At 66.3% G+C, this 17,895-nt stretch carries 19 protein-coding genes and 1 pseudogene; 12 read left to right on the top strand and 8 right to left on the bottom strand.

The window, feature by feature from the left end; translation table 11 throughout:
* Together ACFEMD_RS21810 and ACFEMD_RS21805 are read left to right on the top strand one after the other, a co-directional pair.
* Positions 1–69, top strand: a pseudogene (locus tag ACFEMD_RS21810) (IS6 family transposase); the annotation flags it as partial.
* A gap of 56 nt (positions 70–125) precedes the next feature.
* Entirely contained in the window at positions 126–557 is a 432-nt protein-coding gene (locus ACFEMD_RS21805) for a hypothetical protein (protein WP_394743382.1), read from the top strand.
* On the opposite strand, the gene ACFEMD_RS21800 is transcribed toward ACFEMD_RS21805, so the two are convergent.
* Positions 554–1,600 carry a phytoene/squalene synthase family protein gene (locus tag ACFEMD_RS21800; RefSeq protein WP_394743380.1) on the bottom strand — a complete coding sequence of 349 codons (1,047 nt, stop codon included), beginning with the start codon at positions 1,598–1,600 and terminating at the stop codon, positions 554–556. The two genes, ACFEMD_RS21805 and ACFEMD_RS21800, sit on opposite strands and share 4 nt — an antisense overlap.
* A gap of 203 nt (positions 1,601–1,803) precedes the next feature.
* Here ACFEMD_RS21800 and ACFEMD_RS21795 point away from each other — a divergent pair, with 203 nt between their 5' ends.
* Positions 1,804–2,997, top strand: a complete 1,194-nt coding sequence (locus ACFEMD_RS21795) for an acyl-CoA dehydrogenase family protein (protein WP_394743378.1) — start codon at positions 1,804–1,806, stop codon at positions 2,995–2,997.
* Between the two features lie 4 nt (positions 2,998–3,001).
* Here the strand turns inward: ACFEMD_RS21795 and ACFEMD_RS21790 are convergent, their stop codons facing one another.
* From ACFEMD_RS21790 to ACFEMD_RS21780, 3 genes are read right to left on the bottom strand one after another with little or no spacing between them, the layout of a single operon-like run.
* Positions 3,002–3,217: a hypothetical protein gene (locus tag ACFEMD_RS21790; RefSeq protein ID WP_394743376.1), complete on the bottom strand. Its 216-nt coding sequence runs from the start codon at positions 3,215–3,217 to the stop codon at positions 3,002–3,004.
* A 29-nt stretch (positions 3,218–3,246) separates the two neighbouring features.
* On the bottom strand, positions 3,247–3,534 hold the full coding sequence (locus tag ACFEMD_RS21785; protein ID WP_394743375.1) for a helix-turn-helix transcriptional regulator: 288 nt from the start codon (positions 3,532–3,534) through the stop codon (positions 3,247–3,249).
* A 31-nt stretch (positions 3,535–3,565) separates the two neighbouring features.
* Positions 3,566–4,498 carry a DUF3267 domain-containing protein gene (locus tag ACFEMD_RS21780; RefSeq protein ID WP_394743374.1) on the bottom strand — a complete coding sequence of 311 codons (933 nt, stop codon included), beginning with the start codon at positions 4,496–4,498 and terminating at the stop codon, positions 3,566–3,568.
* Positions 4,499–4,586: 88 nt separating this feature from the next.
* On the opposite strand from ACFEMD_RS21780, the gene ACFEMD_RS21775 reads away from it, so the two are divergent.
* The 5 genes from ACFEMD_RS21775 (at position 4,587) to ACFEMD_RS21755 (ending at position 8,471) form a co-directional block, all read left to right on the top strand.
* On the top strand, positions 4,587–4,892 hold the full coding sequence (locus ACFEMD_RS21775; protein ID WP_394743372.1) for a DUF7111 family protein: 306 nt from the start codon (positions 4,587–4,589) through the stop codon (positions 4,890–4,892).
* Positions 4,893–5,008: 116 nt separating this feature from the next.
* Positions 5,009–6,448, top strand: coding sequence for a heme o synthase (locus ACFEMD_RS21770; protein WP_394743371.1), 1,440 nt, complete (start codon positions 5,009–5,011; stop codon positions 6,446–6,448).
* Positions 6,449–6,506: 58 nt separating this feature from the next.
* Positions 6,507–7,151 (top strand): DsbA family protein, encoded by a 645-nt coding sequence (locus tag ACFEMD_RS21765; RefSeq protein WP_394743370.1) that lies wholly within the window; start codon positions 6,507–6,509, stop codon positions 7,149–7,151.
* Positions 7,152–7,422: 271 nt separating this feature from the next.
* Positions 7,423–7,758, top strand: coding sequence for a DUF5789 family protein (locus tag ACFEMD_RS21760; RefSeq protein WP_394743369.1), 336 nt, complete (start codon positions 7,423–7,425; stop codon positions 7,756–7,758).
* A gap of 254 nt (positions 7,759–8,012) precedes the next feature.
* Entirely contained in the window at positions 8,013–8,471 is a 459-nt protein-coding gene (locus tag ACFEMD_RS21755; RefSeq protein ID WP_394743368.1) for a response regulator, read from the top strand.
* Between the two features lie 130 nt (positions 8,472–8,601).
* On the opposite strand, the gene ACFEMD_RS21750 is transcribed toward ACFEMD_RS21755, so the two are convergent.
* Positions 8,602–9,600: an aldo/keto reductase gene (locus tag ACFEMD_RS21750; protein ID WP_394743367.1), complete on the bottom strand. Its 999-nt coding sequence runs from the start codon at positions 9,598–9,600 to the stop codon at positions 8,602–8,604.
* A gap of 191 nt (positions 9,601–9,791) precedes the next feature.
* On the opposite strand from ACFEMD_RS21750, the gene ACFEMD_RS21745 reads away from it, so the two are divergent.
* Positions 9,792–11,279, top strand: coding sequence for a geranylgeranyl reductase family protein (locus tag ACFEMD_RS21745; RefSeq protein WP_394743366.1), 1,488 nt, complete (start codon positions 9,792–9,794; stop codon positions 11,277–11,279).
* 66 nt (positions 11,280–11,345) lie between these two features.
* Here ACFEMD_RS21745 and ACFEMD_RS21740 read toward each other — a convergent pair whose 3' ends face one another.
* Together ACFEMD_RS21740 and ACFEMD_RS21735 are read right to left on the bottom strand one after the other, a co-directional pair.
* On the bottom strand, positions 11,346–12,299 hold the full coding sequence (locus ACFEMD_RS21740) for a TIGR03557 family F420-dependent LLM class oxidoreductase (RefSeq protein ID WP_394743365.1): 954 nt from the start codon (positions 12,297–12,299) through the stop codon (positions 11,346–11,348).
* Positions 12,300–12,360: 61 nt separating this feature from the next.
* Complete coding sequence (locus ACFEMD_RS21735; RefSeq protein WP_394743364.1) at positions 12,361–14,097, bottom strand: glycoside hydrolase family 13 protein; 1,737 nt, start codon at positions 14,095–14,097, stop codon at positions 12,361–12,363.
* Between the two features lie 207 nt (positions 14,098–14,304).
* On the opposite strand from ACFEMD_RS21735, the gene ACFEMD_RS21730 reads away from it, so the two are divergent.
* From ACFEMD_RS21730 to ACFEMD_RS21720, 3 genes are read left to right on the top strand one after another with little or no spacing between them, the layout of a single operon-like run.
* The gene (locus ACFEMD_RS21730) at positions 14,305–15,240 is read left to right on the top strand and encodes an ABC transporter ATP-binding protein (protein WP_394743363.1); all 936 of its coding nucleotides are present in this window, start codon (positions 14,305–14,307) and stop codon (positions 15,238–15,240) included.
* Complete coding sequence (locus ACFEMD_RS21725; protein WP_394743362.1) at positions 15,237–16,010, top strand: ABC transporter permease; 774 nt, start codon at positions 15,237–15,239, stop codon at positions 16,008–16,010. The genes ACFEMD_RS21730 and ACFEMD_RS21725 overlap by 4 nt, the downstream gene beginning before the upstream one ends.
* Positions 16,011–16,052: 42 nt before the next feature.
* Positions 16,053–17,282, top strand: a complete 1,230-nt coding sequence (locus ACFEMD_RS21720) for a cytochrome P450 (protein ID WP_394743361.1) — start codon at positions 16,053–16,055, stop codon at positions 17,280–17,282.
* Between the two features lie 43 nt (positions 17,283–17,325).
* Here the strand turns inward: ACFEMD_RS21720 and ACFEMD_RS21715 are convergent, their stop codons facing one another.
* Complete coding sequence (locus ACFEMD_RS21715) at positions 17,326–17,772, bottom strand: pyridoxamine 5'-phosphate oxidase family protein (RefSeq protein ID WP_394743360.1); 447 nt, start codon at positions 17,770–17,772, stop codon at positions 17,326–17,328.
* Positions 17,773–17,895: the final 123 nt, after the last annotated feature.

Below are 17,895 nucleotides of genomic sequence, written 5' to 3'. Positions count from 1 at the left end.
AATGCGTACGCGGAAACAGCTGACGAGTGGCTCAGATCGTTCGCCTTTGCGTGGAATCAGCTTATCTGAACACGATGCCCGACGCCGCGGCAAGCTTTTTATCAGACCGCGAGAACGGTCGACCGATGCCCGGATACAGTCGCCGCCAGCTCCTCGGAGCGGGCGCGACCGGCACCGCGTCGGTCCTCGCGGGGGGATACGCGTGGAACCGATACGCGACGCGCCACCACCTCCGGCTCCGACCGCTCGAGGCCGTCAACGAGACGGCCGACTCTCTCACGCTCGAGTTCGCCGTCGAGGGGAACGGGATCGAAGCCCAGCGGACGGTCCGGCTGGCGCCAGCGGACGAGGAGGGGGCGACGCATCTTCCGGGTCGATGGATGAAGAACACGGCGGAGTGGACCGTCAGCGCCGAGTACGAGGGTGAGACGCTCGAGATCCGGGCCAGCCAGATCACCGAGCGACTCGAGGGAGCGGGTTGGGGGCCGGACTGTGCGCGCGTCGCGCTGGTCGTGACGGCGACCGGCGATCTGGAGGCGCGGGTCGGCCCCTGTTAACGGTGCAGCGGTTTCTCGGCCATCTCCTGGCGGAGATCGCGCAGCTGAGCGCGGGAGACGTCGTCCTCGAACTGCTGGATGACGGCGAACACCTCCGCACGGCAGATCTTCACGTCACCCTCGCGGACGACGTCTTCGGGTCGTTCCTGGAGTTCCCGCAGGGTGCCGACCGCGAGTAGGTAGGGGATCGCCCACGCCGAGAGCCGGTTGCCGTGGCGCTCGGGGACGACCTCGAGGTAGCGGTGGGCGTCGTCGAGGTAGTTCTCCGCGCGGCCGGTCACCCGCTGGATGACGTTGGTGACGCCGCGCTGGTTGTCGGGTTCGGTGACGGCGTCGGCGTCGACGTTCTCCTCGGCGAGCCACTCCTCGGGGAGGTAGACGTTGTTCTCCTCGTGGTAGTCGCTCTCGACGTCCTTGGCGATGTTGACGAGCTGCAGGAGGAGGGCGAACGAACGGGCGTTCTTGCGCATCTCCTCGGCCCGGTCGGGCGAGGCGCTGCGGGCGACCAGTCCCGTGATCAGGGTGCCGACGGTGCCGGCGGCGTACCAGCAGTACTCCTCGAGCTCTTCGAGGGTCTGCAGGCGGAGTCCGCCCTCCTCGGCGTACCGATCGGTGAACATCGCCATCCCGTCGACGAGCTCTCGAACCGGGTCACGCATGATCTCGCGGGGCTCCTCGTCGAGCGCCTCGAAGGTTCGCAGGACGCGGGGCGTCTCGGCGACGACCTCCCAGTCGGCGTTTGCCTCCTCCGGGATCCAGGGCTCGACGTCGGCCATGAACTGCTCGACCTCGAGCGGGTCGGCCGGATCGAGCAGCCGGTCGTAGGCGCTCAACAGTTCCGTCTGGGTCTCGGGCGGAATGTGACCCGCATCCTCGATCGTGTCGGCAACGCGACAGAGGAGATAACCGAGGCAGATGTGTCTCGCCATCGGTTCGTCGAGGCGATCGATCGTGATCGAGAAGGTCCGAGAGACCCCGTGTACCGCCTCGTAGCACCACTCGAGGTCGGTATCGAGGTTTGTTTCAGGCTGGCCCGTTGTCATCTACTCGATACGGTTTGGTTCCCATCCCGGAAAAGCGCCGCGGTCGCGGCGCGTCGTTCCGTTACGGACACTCGCGATGCCGACTGGTCACCGAATCCGACCGAAGCGCTCGTCTCGCCGCCCGGAAACGCCGAACGACGGGCCCGGAGTCGACATCCCGGGGGAGAGACAGTAATAAATAATCAACCTCGCAATATCTGCGTATGGAGTTTGCACTCTCGGCCGAGCAGCGCCAGATTCGGGACATGGTCTCGGAGTTCGTCGACGAGGAGGTCGTCCCCGTCGCGAGCGAGATCGATCACGACGACGAGTTCCCCGCCGACCTCGTCGACGAGATGGCCGAGCTGGGGCTGATGGGGATGCCGTTCCCCGAGGAGTACGGCGGCGCTGGACTCGACTACCACTCCTACGCGATCGGCCTCGAGGAGATCTCGCGGGGTTCGGGCGGCCTGGGAACCGTCGTCGCCGCCCACATCTCGCTGGCGGGTAACATGCTCTACGAGTTCGGCGACGAGGCCCAGAAGGAGGAGTACCTGACGCCGCTTGCCGAGGGCACCGATATCGGCGCGTTCGCGCTCTCGGAGGCGGGCGCGGGTAGCGACGTGCCGGCGATGGAGACGACCGCAGAGAAGAGCGAGGCGCAAGGCGCCTCGGAACGGAGCGGCGTAGCCGCGGAGAAAGAGGGCGACGAGTACGTCCTCGAGGGCGGCAAGCTCTGGATCTCGAACGGCTCGGTCGCAGACACCGTCACCGTCTTCGCCAAGACCGATCCCGACGCGGGCAATAGGGGGATCTCGTCGTTCGTCGTCCGCCCCGAGGAGGACGACGGCTTCATCGTCGAGGGCACCGAGGAGAAGCTCGGCGACAAGGGGTGTCCGACCGCGGAGCTTCGCTTCGACGACCTCCGGATTCCCGAGGACCGCTTGCTCGGCGAGGAGGGCGAGGGGTTCGTCCAGGCGCTGAAGACCCTCAACGGGGGGCGAATTACCATCGCGGCCCGCGGAGTCGGCATCGCCCGCGCAGCCCTGGACGAGGCTCGCGCCTACGCCAACGAGCGCGAGCAGTTCGACCAGCCGATCGGCGAGTTCCAGGCGATCAAACACAAGCTCGCCGACATGGACACGAAGATCCAGGCCGCGAAGCTGCTGATGCACAAGGCCGCGGACAGGAAGATCCGCGGCGAGGACTACATCAAGGCCTCGGCGCAGGCCAAGCTGTACGCCTCCGAGGTGAGTCGCGAAGTCGCAAACGAGGGCATCCAGATCCACGGCGGCTACGGCTACACCAAGGACTTCCCCGCCGAGCGGTTCTACCGCGACGCCAAGCTCAACGAGATCTACGAGGGCACGAGCGAGGTGCTGCGGAACACGATCGGCGATCAGGTCCTCGAGGAGTAGGTGGTCAGTCGGCCGTTCGCTCCTCGTCCCGCTCGGCGGCTGTATCGGATCCTCCCATCGCGTAGGGGATCGTCACGGCGGCCAGGATCGCCGCACCGAACACCGATCCGAAGATCGCGTCCGAACCGAGCGCGGTCGCGAGGCCCAGCGCGGCGCCCACGAGAATCACGAGCAGCAGGATGATCGCGTTTAACTGTCGCTTCAGCCGAGTGTCAATCATACTTACTACTGTGCGATCGAACACATATGCTATTCGGCCGTTTCCTCGAGACACGACCGAACCCACTCGCCGTGCTCGCGGACCCGCCGATCGCCCGCCTCGGTCAGGGCGTAGACGTCGTGGAGCCCCTCCGTCCGTTTCTCGACGAACCCCGTCTCGACCAGCGCGGACAGCGAGCCGTAGAACGACTTCGGCTCGAGGCGCTCGTCGTAGTGGGACTCGAGGCGGGACTTGAGTTGCTGGCCGCGCAGTTCGCCCTCGGCCGCGAGCAGGAAACAGAGATCCCGCCGGCGGCCGCTCCGGAGCCACTTGCTCATACCGGGCGATCGATCTGCGCTCGCTCGAGGGTTACGGTTTCGCGAGTCCGTTTCGGACGGTTTCGGCGAGCGCCCAGGCGAGTCCCCCACCGACGGTTACCGCCGCGAGGTACCGGGCGCCGACCTCGAGGACGACGACCCCCGTATACATCTCGTGGCGAAGCAGCGTCCACCCGCCGAGATCGACGACGACGGTTCCCGTGCTGACCGCGAGCGATCGAAAGACCAGCCCGACCAGGATCGCCGCGAGCGCGACCGCCGTTCCCGCGGCGCCGACGGCGGTTCGCGAGAGGAACTCGCGTCCGGGGAGCGGTTCGACGGGGTTCCGTTCGGACCCGCCCGGGTCTGCCGGGGCGTAGATCGCAAATCCTCGAGCGTCCGCTCGCGGGTGATTGCCGACGCGTACGTCAGACGGATACCGCCAGAGCGCGAGCGCCATCCAGAGGTCGCCGACCGAACCCGCCGCGTTGACCGCCAGCGGGACGAGCCAGATCGGGGATGGGTAGATCGCCATCGCGAGCAACCCCGCCGCGGTACCGGTCCCGAGCGGTGCGAGGAGGACGAGGAGTAGCTGGTTCCGGCCGTAGCTGGCGGCGCCGCCTCGAGCGTAGGCGTAGGGAAAGACGACCGAGACGCCGATCCCGTAGGACGGCGAGTCGCCGTAGCGGGCCATGAACAGTCCGTGGACGAGTTCGTGGGCGGCGACCGAGAGGACGCCGAGTCCGATCGCGGCGAGCAGGGCCGAACCGCCGTCGGACAGCATCCCGGTCGAGAGGACGATCGGCTCGAGGGTGGCACCGTGGATCGCGGCGAGGACGACGCCGAACGCGTACGCCGACGCGAAGAAGCCGACGACCGAGACGAGAACCAGCCCGACCGCGACCGAGCGAGTGAGCCGAACCGTCTCGATCGGCTCGAGGGAGGCGCCGTCGATTGCGGTTCCGTTCGGCGTCGCAGCTGACACGCTCCCCCTTCTCGCGAGCGGGGCGAAAGGGGTGTCGGTCGCCGACGAAACCGACAGCTTCCCGGTTATCGACTCCACAGGTGGAGATATGACCGACGACGATCAAACCGCCGAGGCGAACGGGATCAGAGCAAGCTACGAGGTGGCCGAGGGCGAGCGACGGCTCTCGTTCGAGGCGACCGACGCCAGCGAAGGGGCCCGGGCCGGTTCGACCGCGGCGATCGCCCAGAACCTCGAGGGGTACGCCATGCTGAAGGTGCGGCCGACGGCAGCGGGCGACGAACTCGAGCGTTACTACGGCTTCGACATGGCACTCGATCACGTCGGCGAGCTGCTCGGCGTCTCGCCCCGCGAACTCCCGGTTCCGGAGGCCGCCGCGGACATGGGAATGTGAGCGGAGGACCGGAGTTGTTCGGTCGGCGACCGAACCGACCCGAGCGAGCGGGGTCGCCGGCGAAAAAAGCGGGAACCCTAAATACGCAGAGTCGAACGGTGTAGACGAGAATAGCCGTGGCAACCGACCCGTTTCCCCGTCCGATTCGGACGCGTCGTCGTTTCTCCGCACTGCTCGCAGCGACCGCCCTCGGCGTCTATCTGCTGTTGATCATCGGTGCCACGACGTCGATTACGAACGCGGCGACGGCGTGTTCGACGTGGCCGGCCTGTCACACCCCCGTCGATCCCCTGAGCCAGACCGACCTGGCGATCGCCTGGGGCCACCGCCTCGCCGCCGTCCTCGTCGGAGTACTGGTCGCCGCGTCCGTGATCACCGCGATGCTCGGTGCGGCCTCGAGCCGCGTTACGGCCGCCCTGCTCGTCGGCGCCGTCCTCTACGTCGTACAAGTCGGCGTCGGCGCCGCGACCGCCACGCTCGGTCCCGCCGCGATCGTTCCCGGCCTCCACCTCACGCTGGGCGTCGTGATCTTTACGGCCATCGTCCTGGCGCTCGCCTGGGATCTCGAGCTCGCGACCGGCAGCGAGGACGACGTCATGGACGCGCCGGAACCGATCGATACCGAGCCGTCCGCGGCGGCCGAGGGGGGCCGAACGCTTCCCTCGAGCCGGCTCGCCCGCGCCCGGCTGACCGCCTTCGCCTACTTCAAGATGATGAAGCCCCGCCTGATGTGGCTGCTCTGTCTCGTCGCCGCCGCGGGGATGGCCCTGGCCGCGGGCCCGGCGCTCGACCGCTACACGATCGTCGCCACGCTCGGCGGCGGCGTCCTCGCGATCGGCGCCTCGGGGACGTTCAACCACGTTCTCGAGCGCGATGTCGACCAGCGGATGTCCCGCACGGCCGATCGGCCGCTGGCGACCGACCTGATCCCGGTTCGAAACGCCCTGCTGTTCGGACTGTTCCTGACCGCGGCCTCGCTGACGGTCTTCCTGACGATCAACGCGCTCGCGGCCGCGCTCGGCCTCGCCGCGATCATCTTCTACAGCGTCGTCTACACGCTGTTGCTCAAACCCAACACCGTCCAGAACACGGTGATCGGCGGCGCCGCGGGCGCGCTCCCGGCGCTGATCGGCTGGGCCGCGGTCACCAACGAGATCGGGCTCCCCGGGCTCGCACTCGCCGGCGTCATCTTCCTCTGGACGCCGGCGCACTTCTACAACCTCGCGCTGGCGTACAAGGACGACTACGCCCGCGGCGGGTTCCCGATGATGCCCGTCGTTCGGGGCGAGACCGAGACCCGAAAACACATCGTTTACTACATCGCCGCGACGCTCGCAGGGACGGTCGCGCTCGCCTGGATCGCCAACCTGGGCGCGCTGTACGCGGCGACGGTCCTTGTCTTCGGCGGGATCTTCCTCTGGAGCGCCGTCGGCCTCCACTTCGAGCAGACCGAGGCCGCGGCGTTCCGGTCGTTCCACGCCTCGAACGCGTTCCTCGGCGCGGTGCTGGTCGCGATCCTCGTCGACGCGCTCGTTCTCACGACGCCGGTGTTCTGAGGATCGCTCGAGCGAGAAGCGTCACCGATAACAGGCCCGACTCCCTACGCTCGGCCGAATGAACCGCCGCTCGTTTCTCACCGTCACCGCCGCGACCGGATCGGTCGCACTCGCCGGCTGTTCGGCGCTGTTCGGCGCGTCGCTCCCCGACGAGCTCGACGGCGTCGACCCCGACCCCGATCAGCTCCCGACGCCGACGGTCGGCTCGGGGACCGTTTCGATCGACGTCTACGAGGACCTCGCCTGCCCGAGCTGTCAGGAGTTCCAGGCCGCCGTCTTCCCCGAACTCGAGGCTCGCCTCCTCGAGGACGACGGGGCGATCTACCGTCACCACGACTTCCCGCTGCCGGCCGACGAGGAGCGGTCGATCCCGATGGCCAACGCCGCACGGGCGGTCCAGTCGGCGTCCGGGACCGAGGACGACCCCGGGGAGTTCTTCGAGTACAAGCGATTCGCGATGGACGCGGGGACGCCGAGCGACGAGGAGCTGGTCGAGATCGCAGATGCGGAGACCGACGCCGACCCCTCGGTCGTCGAGGACGCCCTCGAGGAGGGCGCGTACTATCCGACGCTGACCGCCGAGTGGGAGGACGCCGACGACCGGGGCGTCGACCGCACCCCGACAGTGTTCGTCGACGACGAGGAAGTCGAGGATCCGCTCGACGCCGACGAGATCATCACGATGGTCGAGGAGACCGTATAAGTCGAGCTCGGGGGGTCGAGCCCGCGACCCTCGGCCGATCCGTGGCACGTTCGTTCCGGTCCGCTTCGTTCGTCCTCCCAAACCGGACGACCACGACGATCAACGGTCTATAGTAACAACTGAAACGGTTTGCACACCGATCGCACAGCCGTCGTGCGATCGGGTGCGCACTGATTTTCAGTGGCTACTATAGCGAGAGCGGATAATTTCGTCGTTTCGTTATCCGATCAGCGTCAACAGGATTATTCCGCTCACTCACATAGAACGGATGATGGCAGACAATAAAAAGGGCCGCGACAAGCAAGCGGACGATGAAGAGCGACGCCAGCGAGAGCGGGAACTTGAGGAAGCGCGTGACCGGGGCGACGAATCCGAACCAGTACACGACGAAACTGGTGAGAGGCTTGGTGACCTTGATGAAGCACTCGAAAAGCAAGACTATCCGATGATGATGGATGAATTGATCGAGGCCCATGGTAATCATGAGGTCGAAACACAGGAGGGATGGAAATCCATCGACGAGTTACTCGCCCCGATCGATAACGAACAGTACGCCTCCGCCGATGACGTTCGAGACCGGATACAGGGACTGATCCATCGCGGGTGAGTGCATCCAAATCAACCAACATCATATCTGTATTTTGCTACCCCTCGTCCTGATCCATATATCCCTAAATGACCACTGTTGTCCTGTTCTGATTATCTGAGTAAAACCTTCCCCACCTATATACGTGGTCAGTTCCATTAGTCTATAACGAGCGATTTTGCACTGTGCGTCTCCCTTCTAAGGGGGAGTTGGCTGGCAGAATGGTCGTGTAACGGTCACGGACGCATTACAGAATCCCTGCTCGCCCATCTACCATGCATGAAACTCCATCCCCTCAGTCCTCTTCCAACGATGAGATCGATATTTTGCTTGTCGAAGATAACCCCGGTGATATTCGGCTCACTCAAGAGGCATTCAACTCGGCCAAACAGAAGGTAGCACTACAGACAGTCACTAATGGTGACGACGCTGTGGAGTTCTTACGGCAGTCCGCAGATAACGAACTTCCCGATCTCATCCTACTGGATCTAAACCTTCCCGGTCGAGATGGATGTGAAGTCCTCGAAATGATCCGGGATAATCCCCGGCTCAAACCGCTGCCTGTACTTGTGCTCACAAGTTCGGAGGCTGAGGAGGATATTGCGCGGTGCTATGATGCCCGCGCTAACGCCTATCTGACAAAACCAACAGATCCTGACGAGTTCATTTCTCTTGTAGATATTCTTGAGAGGTTTTGGGTTGAGCAGGCACGGCTCCCACCGATTCCGACATGATTTTTACCTTTTGCGGATGTCAGACCTGTGCTGAGTAGTTGGCCTGGACTGAACGCTGTGTACTTCGTCTGCACTGAACGCGAGGTTCTCGCTCGAGCCCGCATCACGAACCGCACCCTCCACCGCTTGACTACTCGCTCGAGCGGGCTGCGTCGATCCGCTCGAGCTGCTCGCCGCTGAGTTCGATGTCGACGGCGCCGACGTTCTCCTCGAGCTGGTCGGGCGAGCGGGCGCCGACGATCGGCACGCAGGTAAAGCGGTCCTGGTCCATGAGCCAGCGCAGCGAGACCTGCGCGGGTGAGGCGCCGACCTCGTCGGCGACCGACTCGACGGCCTCGAGGACGTCCCACGCCCGATCGGTCGCGTAGCGGTCCTCGAAGAGGTCGTCGAAGGCGCCCCGCGAGCCGTCCGGCGCCTCGACGCCGCCGTCGTCGGTGCGCTCGTACTTGCCCGTCAGGAACCCGCCGGCCAGCGGCGAGTACGGGCAGACGGCGAGGTCTCGGTCGGCACAGACGTCGAGGTAGTCGCCGACGGCATCGTAGTGTGCCGCGTTGACCATCGGCTGGGTGACGTCGAAGCGCTCGAGTCCCTCGACGTCGCTGGTCCACAGCGCCTTCGTGAGCTGCCAGGCGGCCATCGTCGAGGCGCCGAGGTGGTTGACCTTCCCCTCGCGGACGAGGTCGGTGAGCACGGACATCGTCTCCTCGATAGGCGTTTCGTCGTCCCAGCGGTGGATGTAGTAGACGTCGAGGTAGTCGGTGCCGAGTCGCTCGAGCGTCCCCTCGATCTGGGCGCGGATGTGTTTGCGACCGAGCCCCGAGTCGTTCGGTCCGGGCTCGCCCCAGCCGTCGAACTCGAAGTACACCTTCGAGGCGATGACGAGATCCTCGCGGTCCTGGCCCTCGAGCCACTCGCCGATCCACTCCTCGCTGGTGCCGTCGGGGGTGCCGTAGACGTTGGCGGTGTCGATGAAGTTGATCCCGTGGTCGACGCAGGCGTCGAGCAGTTCGTGGGCCTCCTCGCGGGTCGTCTCGTTCTCGAGGTCGCCCGTCGAGCGACCGAACCGCCAGGTGCCGAAACACAGCTGCGAGACGGTCGTGCCCGTGTTGCCGAGCGTGGTGTACTCCATGCTCGAGCGTTTCGCTGCGAGCGGTAAAACGGATTGGGCTGCGGAAAGGGGGGTCGGAAACTCGAGACGCCGACCGTCGCGGTTACTCCCTCCGTCAGGACGGGCCCGTTGTGGGCTGCCAACTCGTCCCCTCCACCACCGCAAGAGCAAGAGTTACGTTCCGTATTTCCCAAGGCATGAACAGTAACCCAATGGTGGACAGCCAACACGACGTAATCGTCGTCGGGGGTGGGATAGCGGGCTGTTTTGCGGCGGCGACAGCAGCAGCCGAGGGAGTCGACGTCGTTCAACTGGAACGGAAACCCAGCGAGGAAGGCGGGTTCATCGCCTGTGGCGACGCGATAAAGAGCCCTCGAGATCCGACCAACTATCCGGGGCCGATCGACATGGACGCGGTCGCGAACGACCAGTCGGTCCTGATCGACAACAACATCGATCAGATCGAGTGGTGGGACGAGGACCTCGGCGTGCGGAAGGTGTTGCCCTACCAGAACGGCAGCAACGTTATCGACCGCTACGAGTTCGGGCAGCGGCTGCTCGAGCAGACCGCCGATCACGGCGTCGAACAGCACTACGACACGGTGGTCAACGAGGTCGTTCAGGACGGTCGCGTCACCGGCGTCAAGGCGATCCGCGACGGCGAGCCGGTCACCTACGAGTGTGACGTACTGATCGACACCGCGGGTGCACAGTCGATCCTGCAGGATATGGTCGACTTCGAGGCGCTCGACACGCCCGCCGAGCCGACGTTCGAGGTGCCCCACTACACCCACTTCGGGTCGGCCTACCGCGAGATCATCGAGACCGAGGAGCCGGTCGACTACCACAACGCCATCGTCGGCAAACCGCTCGAGGAGATGGGCTACATCTGGTACTTCCCGCGCACGCCGACGCAGATCAACGTCGGCCTGGGGTTCCAGATGAACAAGGAGCCGATCCCGCTCGCGGATCGCCTGCGCCGCGACGTCGAGAGTCGCCCCGAGTTCCGCGGTGCGAACGTCGCCGAGCGGTTCGACAGGAAGAACAAACTCGGCTCGGCGATCGCCCTCCGGCGACCGCTGGACTCGATGGTCGCCCCCGGCTACCTGACCGCGGGCGGCGCGGCGGGGACGACCCACCCGATCACGGGCAAGGGGATCCGCGGGGCGGCCTACTCTGGCTACTCCGCCGGGCGCGCCGCCGCCCTCGCGGTCGAAGACGGCGACGTCTCCGAGGCCGGGCTCTGGGAGCACAACCGCTGGCTGTACCGCGAGCACGGCGAGGCCGCGAAGCTCGCCTCGTGGGACGCGTACAACGTCGCCGCGAGCTCCATCGACGTGAGCGTCCTCCGGGCCGTCACCGCGTTGCTCCCCGAGAAGGAGCTTCGGGAGATCGTGGGCACGTCGACCGAGGTGGACGGACTCAAGAGCAAGCTGCTGGTGGGTGCCGGCGTCCTCAGGAACTTCGCGACGGAGACCCGAAAGGGGACCTTCGACGAGCTCGGCGTGGACAGGACCGAACTGTACGAGGCCGTCCTCGGCCTCAAGCGAACGCGGGACTACGTCTCCGAGTACGAACGACGGTACGAGGCCTACCCGGCGGAGCGTTCGTCGTTCGAACGCTGGCGCTCCGAGCGCGACCGCATCGACCGGGAGTTCTACGACGCCCTCGAGCTCTCCCCCGACGAGCGCAAGTACTGAGACGCCGGCTCGAGCCGGGTGCGCGGTTTTCGCTCCGATAGGCCGTCGGCGGTGGACTCGAGCGTTTCAGAACGACGGCAGCACTTCTTCCTCGTAGAACTCGATCGCCGACCCCTGGTCGGGGCCGACCTGGTGGTAGTGGACGTGGTCGTAGCCGGCGTCGACGGCCTGTTCGATGCTGTCGATGTGGTCCTGGGGATCGGGGCTGGTCGTCGTCCCCGACTCGGCGATATCCTCCTTCTCGACCATCTGGGCGGCCTGCTCGAAGTGGGCCGGCATCGGCAGCTCCTGGCCGAGTTCGCCCGGAACCGAGCCGTTCGGCCAGTACTCGTAGACCGTCTCGACGGCCTCCTCCTCGCTGTCGGCGTAACAGCCGTGCAGCTGGGTGTACGCCGGCCCGTCGCCGCCGGCGTCCTCGTAGGCCTCGACTGGCTCCTCCTTCGGCCCCGAACACCAGAGCCCGTCGGTGTTGTCGGCGACCCACCCGGCGGTCTGGGGCCCGAACGCGCTCCCGATCGTCGTCGGCCGCTCGTCGGGGCAGGTGTACAGCCGGGCGTTCTCGACCGTGTAGTGGTCGCCGTGGTGGCTCGTCGTCTCGCCGGTCCAGAGCTGCTCCATCACGTCCATCGCCTCGTCGAGCTTCTCGAGGCGGACGTCGTGTTCGGGCCAGCGCTGTCCGGTGACGTGTTCGTTCAGGTTCTCGCCCGTGCCGACCCCGAAGGTGAAGCGGTCGCCGAACATCTCGTCGACGGTCGCCACCGCGTGGGCGACGTTGACCGGGTGGATCCGGGTCGTCGGACAGGTGACGCCGACGCCGACCTCGATGTCGTCCGTCGCGGTCGCGATCCCGCCCAGCGTCGACCAGACGAACGGCGACTCCCCCTGGGCCGGAACCCACGGGTGGAAGTGATCCGAGATCGAGAGAAAGTCGAAGCCGGCCGCTTCCGCCCGCTGTGCGATGGAAACGAGTTCATTGGGCTCGTGTTCCTCGCTCGAGAGCGTGTATCCGAGTTGTACCATCGACTCGGGATAGCACGAACGCGCGTCTAACGGTTGGCCCTGCGAAAGCAAGAAACGAGCCCTATTCGAGGCGGTAGACGACCGCCTCGTAGGGCCGGAACTCGGCACCGATCGGATCCGCGGGCGACTCGCCGTAGTTCCCGGTCAGAACCTCGAACCCGGCGGCCTCGAGCGCCGCCGACTCGAACGTCGCGGGCTCGGCCGACCAGTTGAGGACGACCAGCACCCGCTCGTCCTCGAGCGTCCGCGTGTAGGCGAACAGCTGTTCGTCGTCGGGACACAGAAGTTCGTACTCGCCGTAGACGAACACGTCCTCGGCGTCCCACAGCTCGATCAGCCGGCGGTAGTAGTGCCAGATCGAGCCCTCGTCGGCGAGGGCGGTCTCGACGTTGATCCTCGAGTGGTTCTCGTTTACCTTGAGCCAGGGCTCGCCGTCGGTGAAACCGGCTCCCGGAGAGCCGTCCCACTGCATCGGCGTCCGCGCGTGGTCCCGGCTCCGGTAGTTGACGAACTCCCGAACGTCCTCGTAGGCGTCGATGGCGCCCGCCTCGAGCAGGTCGTCGATCGTCCCCAGCGTCTGGGGGTCGTCGATCTCCTCGCGGCTCCGGAAGTCGGCGTTGGTCATCCCGATCTCGTCGCCCTGGTAGACGTACGGCGTACCCCGCATCGTCAGCAGGAACGTTGCGATCAGCGTCGCGCTCTTCGCCCGGTATCGGTCGTCGTCGCCGAACCGCGAGACGAGCCGCGGGACGTCGTGGTTACTCAGGAACAGCGCGTCCCAGTCGAGGCGGCGCTGTTTGCGGGTAACGAGCTCCTTGAGCTCCGTCAGCTCCCACTGCCCGGGTTCGGCCCGGCCCCAGGGCCCGTTCTCGTCCGCGTCGACGTTCATGTGATCGAACTGGAACACCATGTCGAGCCCGTCGCCGCCCTCGCCGAGGGAGGCGGCGGTCTCCTCGACGGAGGCCATCCCCATCTCGCCGACGATCATCACGTCGTAGTTCGAGAGCGTGTCGTCGTACAGCTCCCGCAGGTACTCGTGGAGGTGCGGGCCGTGGCTGTAGTGTTCCGAGCCGACGAGCGCGCCGTCGGGGTCGCCGTCGGGCAGTCCCTCGGCCTTCGAGAGCAGGTCGATGGCGTCCATCCGGAAGCCGTCGATCCCCTTCTCGAGCCACCACTCGATCTCTCCCTTGACGTCCTCGCGGACGTCGGGATTGCGCCAGTTCAGGTCGGGCTGGTGTGGATCGAAGATGTGGAGGTACCACTGGCCGCGCTCCTCGTCGTAGCTCCAGGCGGACCCGCCGAAGATCGAGTCCCAGTTGTTCGGTGCGACCTCGTCCGCGGGGCCGTCGGCCGTCTCGTAGTCGGCTGCCGCGGCCGGCCGGCCCTCCTTCCAGTGGTAGTAGTCCTCGTACGTCCCGTCGCGCCGTTTGGAGCGCCGGAACCACTCGTGTTCGCTCGAGGTGTGGTTGACCACCAGATCCATGATCAGGCGCATGCCCCGTGAGTGGAGTTCCTCGAGCAGCACTTCCCAGTCGGCCATCGTTCCGAACGCGTCCAGGATCGACCGGTAGTCCCGGATATCGTAGCCGTTGTCGTGGTTCGGCGAGTCGTAGACCGGACAGAGCCAGATCACGTCGACGCCGAGCCGACCGAGGTAGTCGACTTTCTCGACGATTCCCGGAATGTCGCCGACACCGTCGCCGTCGCTGTCGTTGAAGCTGCGCGGATAGATCTGGTAGACGACTGCCTCCTTCCACCACGCTCTATCGGGCCGCTCGAGGAGTTCGCTTCGACTCATCGACTGTCACGAGCGTCGAGCGTCCCTATAGTGTTTCGACCCGACTCGAGTCGAGTGCAAAATCCAATCGCCCGATCGACCCCGACGGAAACGAAATCGCAAACGGAAACGCAAACGCTATGTCGGCCGTATTCCCCGCTCTCGACTACCCGACGTCGCGACGCCGGAATCGAACCCCTTACGCCGGCCGCGCCGATAGCGACCCGTATGGATACCGCGGTCGTCGCCGAGGGACTCGAGAAGCGATACGACGGGACCACGGCGCTGGCGGGCGTGACGCTATCGGTCGAGCGCGGCGAGGTGTTCGCGCTCATCGGCCCCAACGGCGCGGGCAAGACGACGCTCGTTCGCGCGCTCACGGGAACGACCGAGCCCGACTCGGGCAGCGCGCACGTCCTCGAGGCGATGCCGTCGGCCGTCGACCGCGACCGCCTGGGCGTGCTCCCGCAGTCGTTCTCGCCGCCGGATCGACTCACCGCCCGCGAGCTGGTAGCCTACTACGCGGGGCTGTACGACGACCACCGCGACCCCGAGGCCGTGCTGGCCGACGTCGGCCTCGCCGACGCCGACGACACCTGGTACGAGAACCTCTCGGGCGGCCAGCAGCGACGGGTCTGCGTCGGCACCGCGCTGGTCAACGACCCCGACGTGCTCTTTCTGGACGAGCCGACCACGGGCATCGACCCCGCGGGTCGGCGAACCGTCTGGCGGCTGATCGAGGACCTCGCCGACTCGGGAACCACGGTCTTCCTGACGACCCACGACATGGCCGAGGCCGAACGCCTCGCCGACCGCGTCGGACTGCTCGCCGACGGCGAGCTCGTCGCTCGAGGGACGCCCGCGGGGCTGGTCGCCGACCACGCCGGCTCGAGCCGGCTCACCGTCGAGACGCCCGCCGACCCGACGGCGTTCGACGACCTCCCGTTCGCGACGGCGATGCGAGGCGACGAGGTCGTCGTCCGCGAGGTCTCGCCCGCCGAAATCGGTCGCGTCGTCGACTATCTCGAGGAGCGAGGGATCGACTACTCCGGGCTCTCCTGGGCCGAACCCGACCTCGAGGACGTCTACCTCGAGCTGGCCGACGAAACCGAACTCGAACGAACCGACGGCACGACCCTCGCTCGCGCGGGTGAGACCGCATGAGCCGACTCGGCCGCGTTCGAGCCGAGACCGGTGCCGGCTGGCGGGCGTTCGTCCGTCGCCGGACCGCGGTCTTCTTTACGTTCTTCTTTCCGGTGATCCTGATCGTCATCTTCGGCGCGCTGGTGCGGACCGATCCGGGCGGTGGCGGGCTCTTCGCGGAACCGCCGGCGTACTACGTTCCCGGCTACCTGGCCGTCGTCGTTCTCTTTACGCCGCTGTCGCGGCTCGGCAGCGAGGTCGCACGCCACCGCGAGGGGAGTCGCTTCGAGAAGCTCGCGACGACTCCCCAGACGCGGGCGGAATGGCTGCTCGCCCAGACGGTCGTCAACGCCGTCATCATCGGGCTGGCGAGCCTCCTCATCCTCGCGCTCGTGGTCGTCCTGACGGGCGCCGAGATCGTCTTCTCGCCACTGCTGGTGCCGTATATTCTCATCGGCGTCGTCTGCTTTTGCGGCGTCGGCGCGATGCTGGGCAGCTACACCGACTCCCAGGACGGTGCCGTCGCCGCCAGCAACGCCGTCGGCCTGCCCCTGCTCTTTCTCTCGGAGACGTTCGTCTCGCTCGAGCAACTGCCCGGCTGGTTCGAACCGTTCGTGAACCTCTCGCCGCTGACGTACTTCGCCCGCGGAGTGCGGGCGGCGACCGATCCGAACGCTGCGACATCCGCGATCGCGGGGGTCGATCCCGCGCTGGCAAACCTGGGGATCCTCGCCGTCCTCGCGGTAGTCTTCTTCGCGCTCGGCGCCCGGTCGATCCCGACGACCGACTGACTCCACCCCGAACGTTTTGTGGATTCCCGCCGTTTACGGCCCATGAGTAGCGCAGATCCGCAGGGATTGCAGGCGTTTCCCGACGAGCTTTCCTCCCGGGAGGCGTGGCTCGAGCCGTTCGACTGGTACCGGGAGATGCGCGAGAACGCCCCCGTCCGATACGACTCGTCTCGGGGGTGCTGGGACGTCTTCCGGTATGCGGACGTCAAACGGATCCTCGACGACGACGAGACGTTCTCGGTCGACCCGCGACTGGCCGACGACTTTCAGGAACCGGATCGGCCCGAGGAGGGCCTGCTCTTCGAGACGATGCTCTTCCAGGATCCGCCCCGACACGACGAGCTCCGCGGCGTCGTCGAGGACGCGTTCGAGCCGCGAGCGATCCGGGCGCTCGAGCCGGAGATACGCGAGCTGGCGACCGATCTCCTCTCGGACGTGCTGGCCGACGATCGGGGCGAGCTGGACGTCGTCGACGATTTCGCGTACCCGCTTCCAGTCGTCGTCATCGCCGAGCTCCTCGGCGTTCCCGCCGAGGACCGCGACCGGTTCAAGCGGTGGTCGGACACGCTCGTCGAGTCCTCGAGCGCGGACGACGAGACCGAGGCGTTCCTCGAGCGCCAGCAGCAGGCCCAGATGGAGATGGCGAGCTACTTCTTCGAGATGATCGCCGACCGGCGCGAGTCGCCACAGGACGATCTCATGAGCCAGATCGTCACGCGGGAGCTCGAGGACGGGTCGCGGCTCTCGGAGGAGGAGGCGCTCGGAACCTGTATCCTGTTGCTCATCGCCGGCAACATCACGACGACGAACCTCGTCACGAACGCGGTCCGGTGTTTCGACGCCCACGATCTGTTCGAGGATCTCCGCGCGGAACCCGACGCGATCGGACGGGCGATCGAGGAGGTGCTGCGCTACCGCTCCCCGGTTCAGGCGATGTCCCGGGTCGCGACGGAAGACGTGACGCTTCGAGGCGCCGAGATCGAATCGGGTGACCGTGTTATCGTCTGGCTCGGCTCCGCGAACCGCGACGAGCGGCAGTTCGAGGACGCCGACGCGTTCGTTCCCGACAGGTCGCCGAACCAACACCTCGGGTTCGGTCACGGGACTCACTACTGCCTCGGCGCGCCGCTGGCCCGGCTCGAGGCGTCGGTCGCCCTCGAGGAGCTGTGCGCCCGAACGGCGACGATCGAGACGGTCGACGCTGACCTGCAGCCGGTTCGCAGTTCGCTGATCTACGGCGTCGAGTCGCTGCCGATCCGGTACGAGCGCTGAGCGAGTCGCGGACGGCGAGGGCGAGCCCCCGCCGGGCTGGCGCCTACATCCGATCCGAGAAGTCCCAGCCGTAGACGACCGCCGGTTCGATCGCGATAGTCACCTCCTCCCGGTCCTCGCGAAGCAGCGTTCGTGCCAGCTCCGAGTTGGTGCCTCCGAGATAGCGCTCGAGCAGGTCCCGGAGCACCTCCTTCTCCGGATCCGGTTCGAGAGATGCCTCGCCCCGTCCGCGGACCCCGGCGTAGGGCGGGTGGTTCGTCGAGACCTCGAACGATACCTCGGGAGTCTCCCGGAGGTAGGTGACGACGTCCGCGTCAGCCGAGGTGGCACACTCGAGTCGCCAGCCGTCGTCTCCCTCCCGTCGCCGATACCACAGCGACACCATCCAGGGATGGTCCGCGGGCGTTCGGCAGCCGAGCCGGATCGGAACCGTCCGTCCGTCGAGAAACGCCGCGACGTCCTCGCGGGAGAGCGAGCCTCGAACCTTCATACTGGACGAACGGACTCGAGGACTACCAATCTATGCCCTCTTCGTACGGCGGTGTTCAGATAAGGTTGAAGAAGTGAGGCGTGGCGTTTTCAAAGTGTTCTATGCCCGAAAACGCACGCCTCA

Origin of the sequence: Natronococcus roseus, from assembly GCF_043677095.1 — an archaeon.
Lineage (GTDB): Archaea > Halobacteriota > Halobacteria > Halobacteriales > Natrialbaceae > Natronococcus > Natronococcus roseus.
This window is presented reverse-complemented; position numbering and strand designations above follow the sequence as displayed.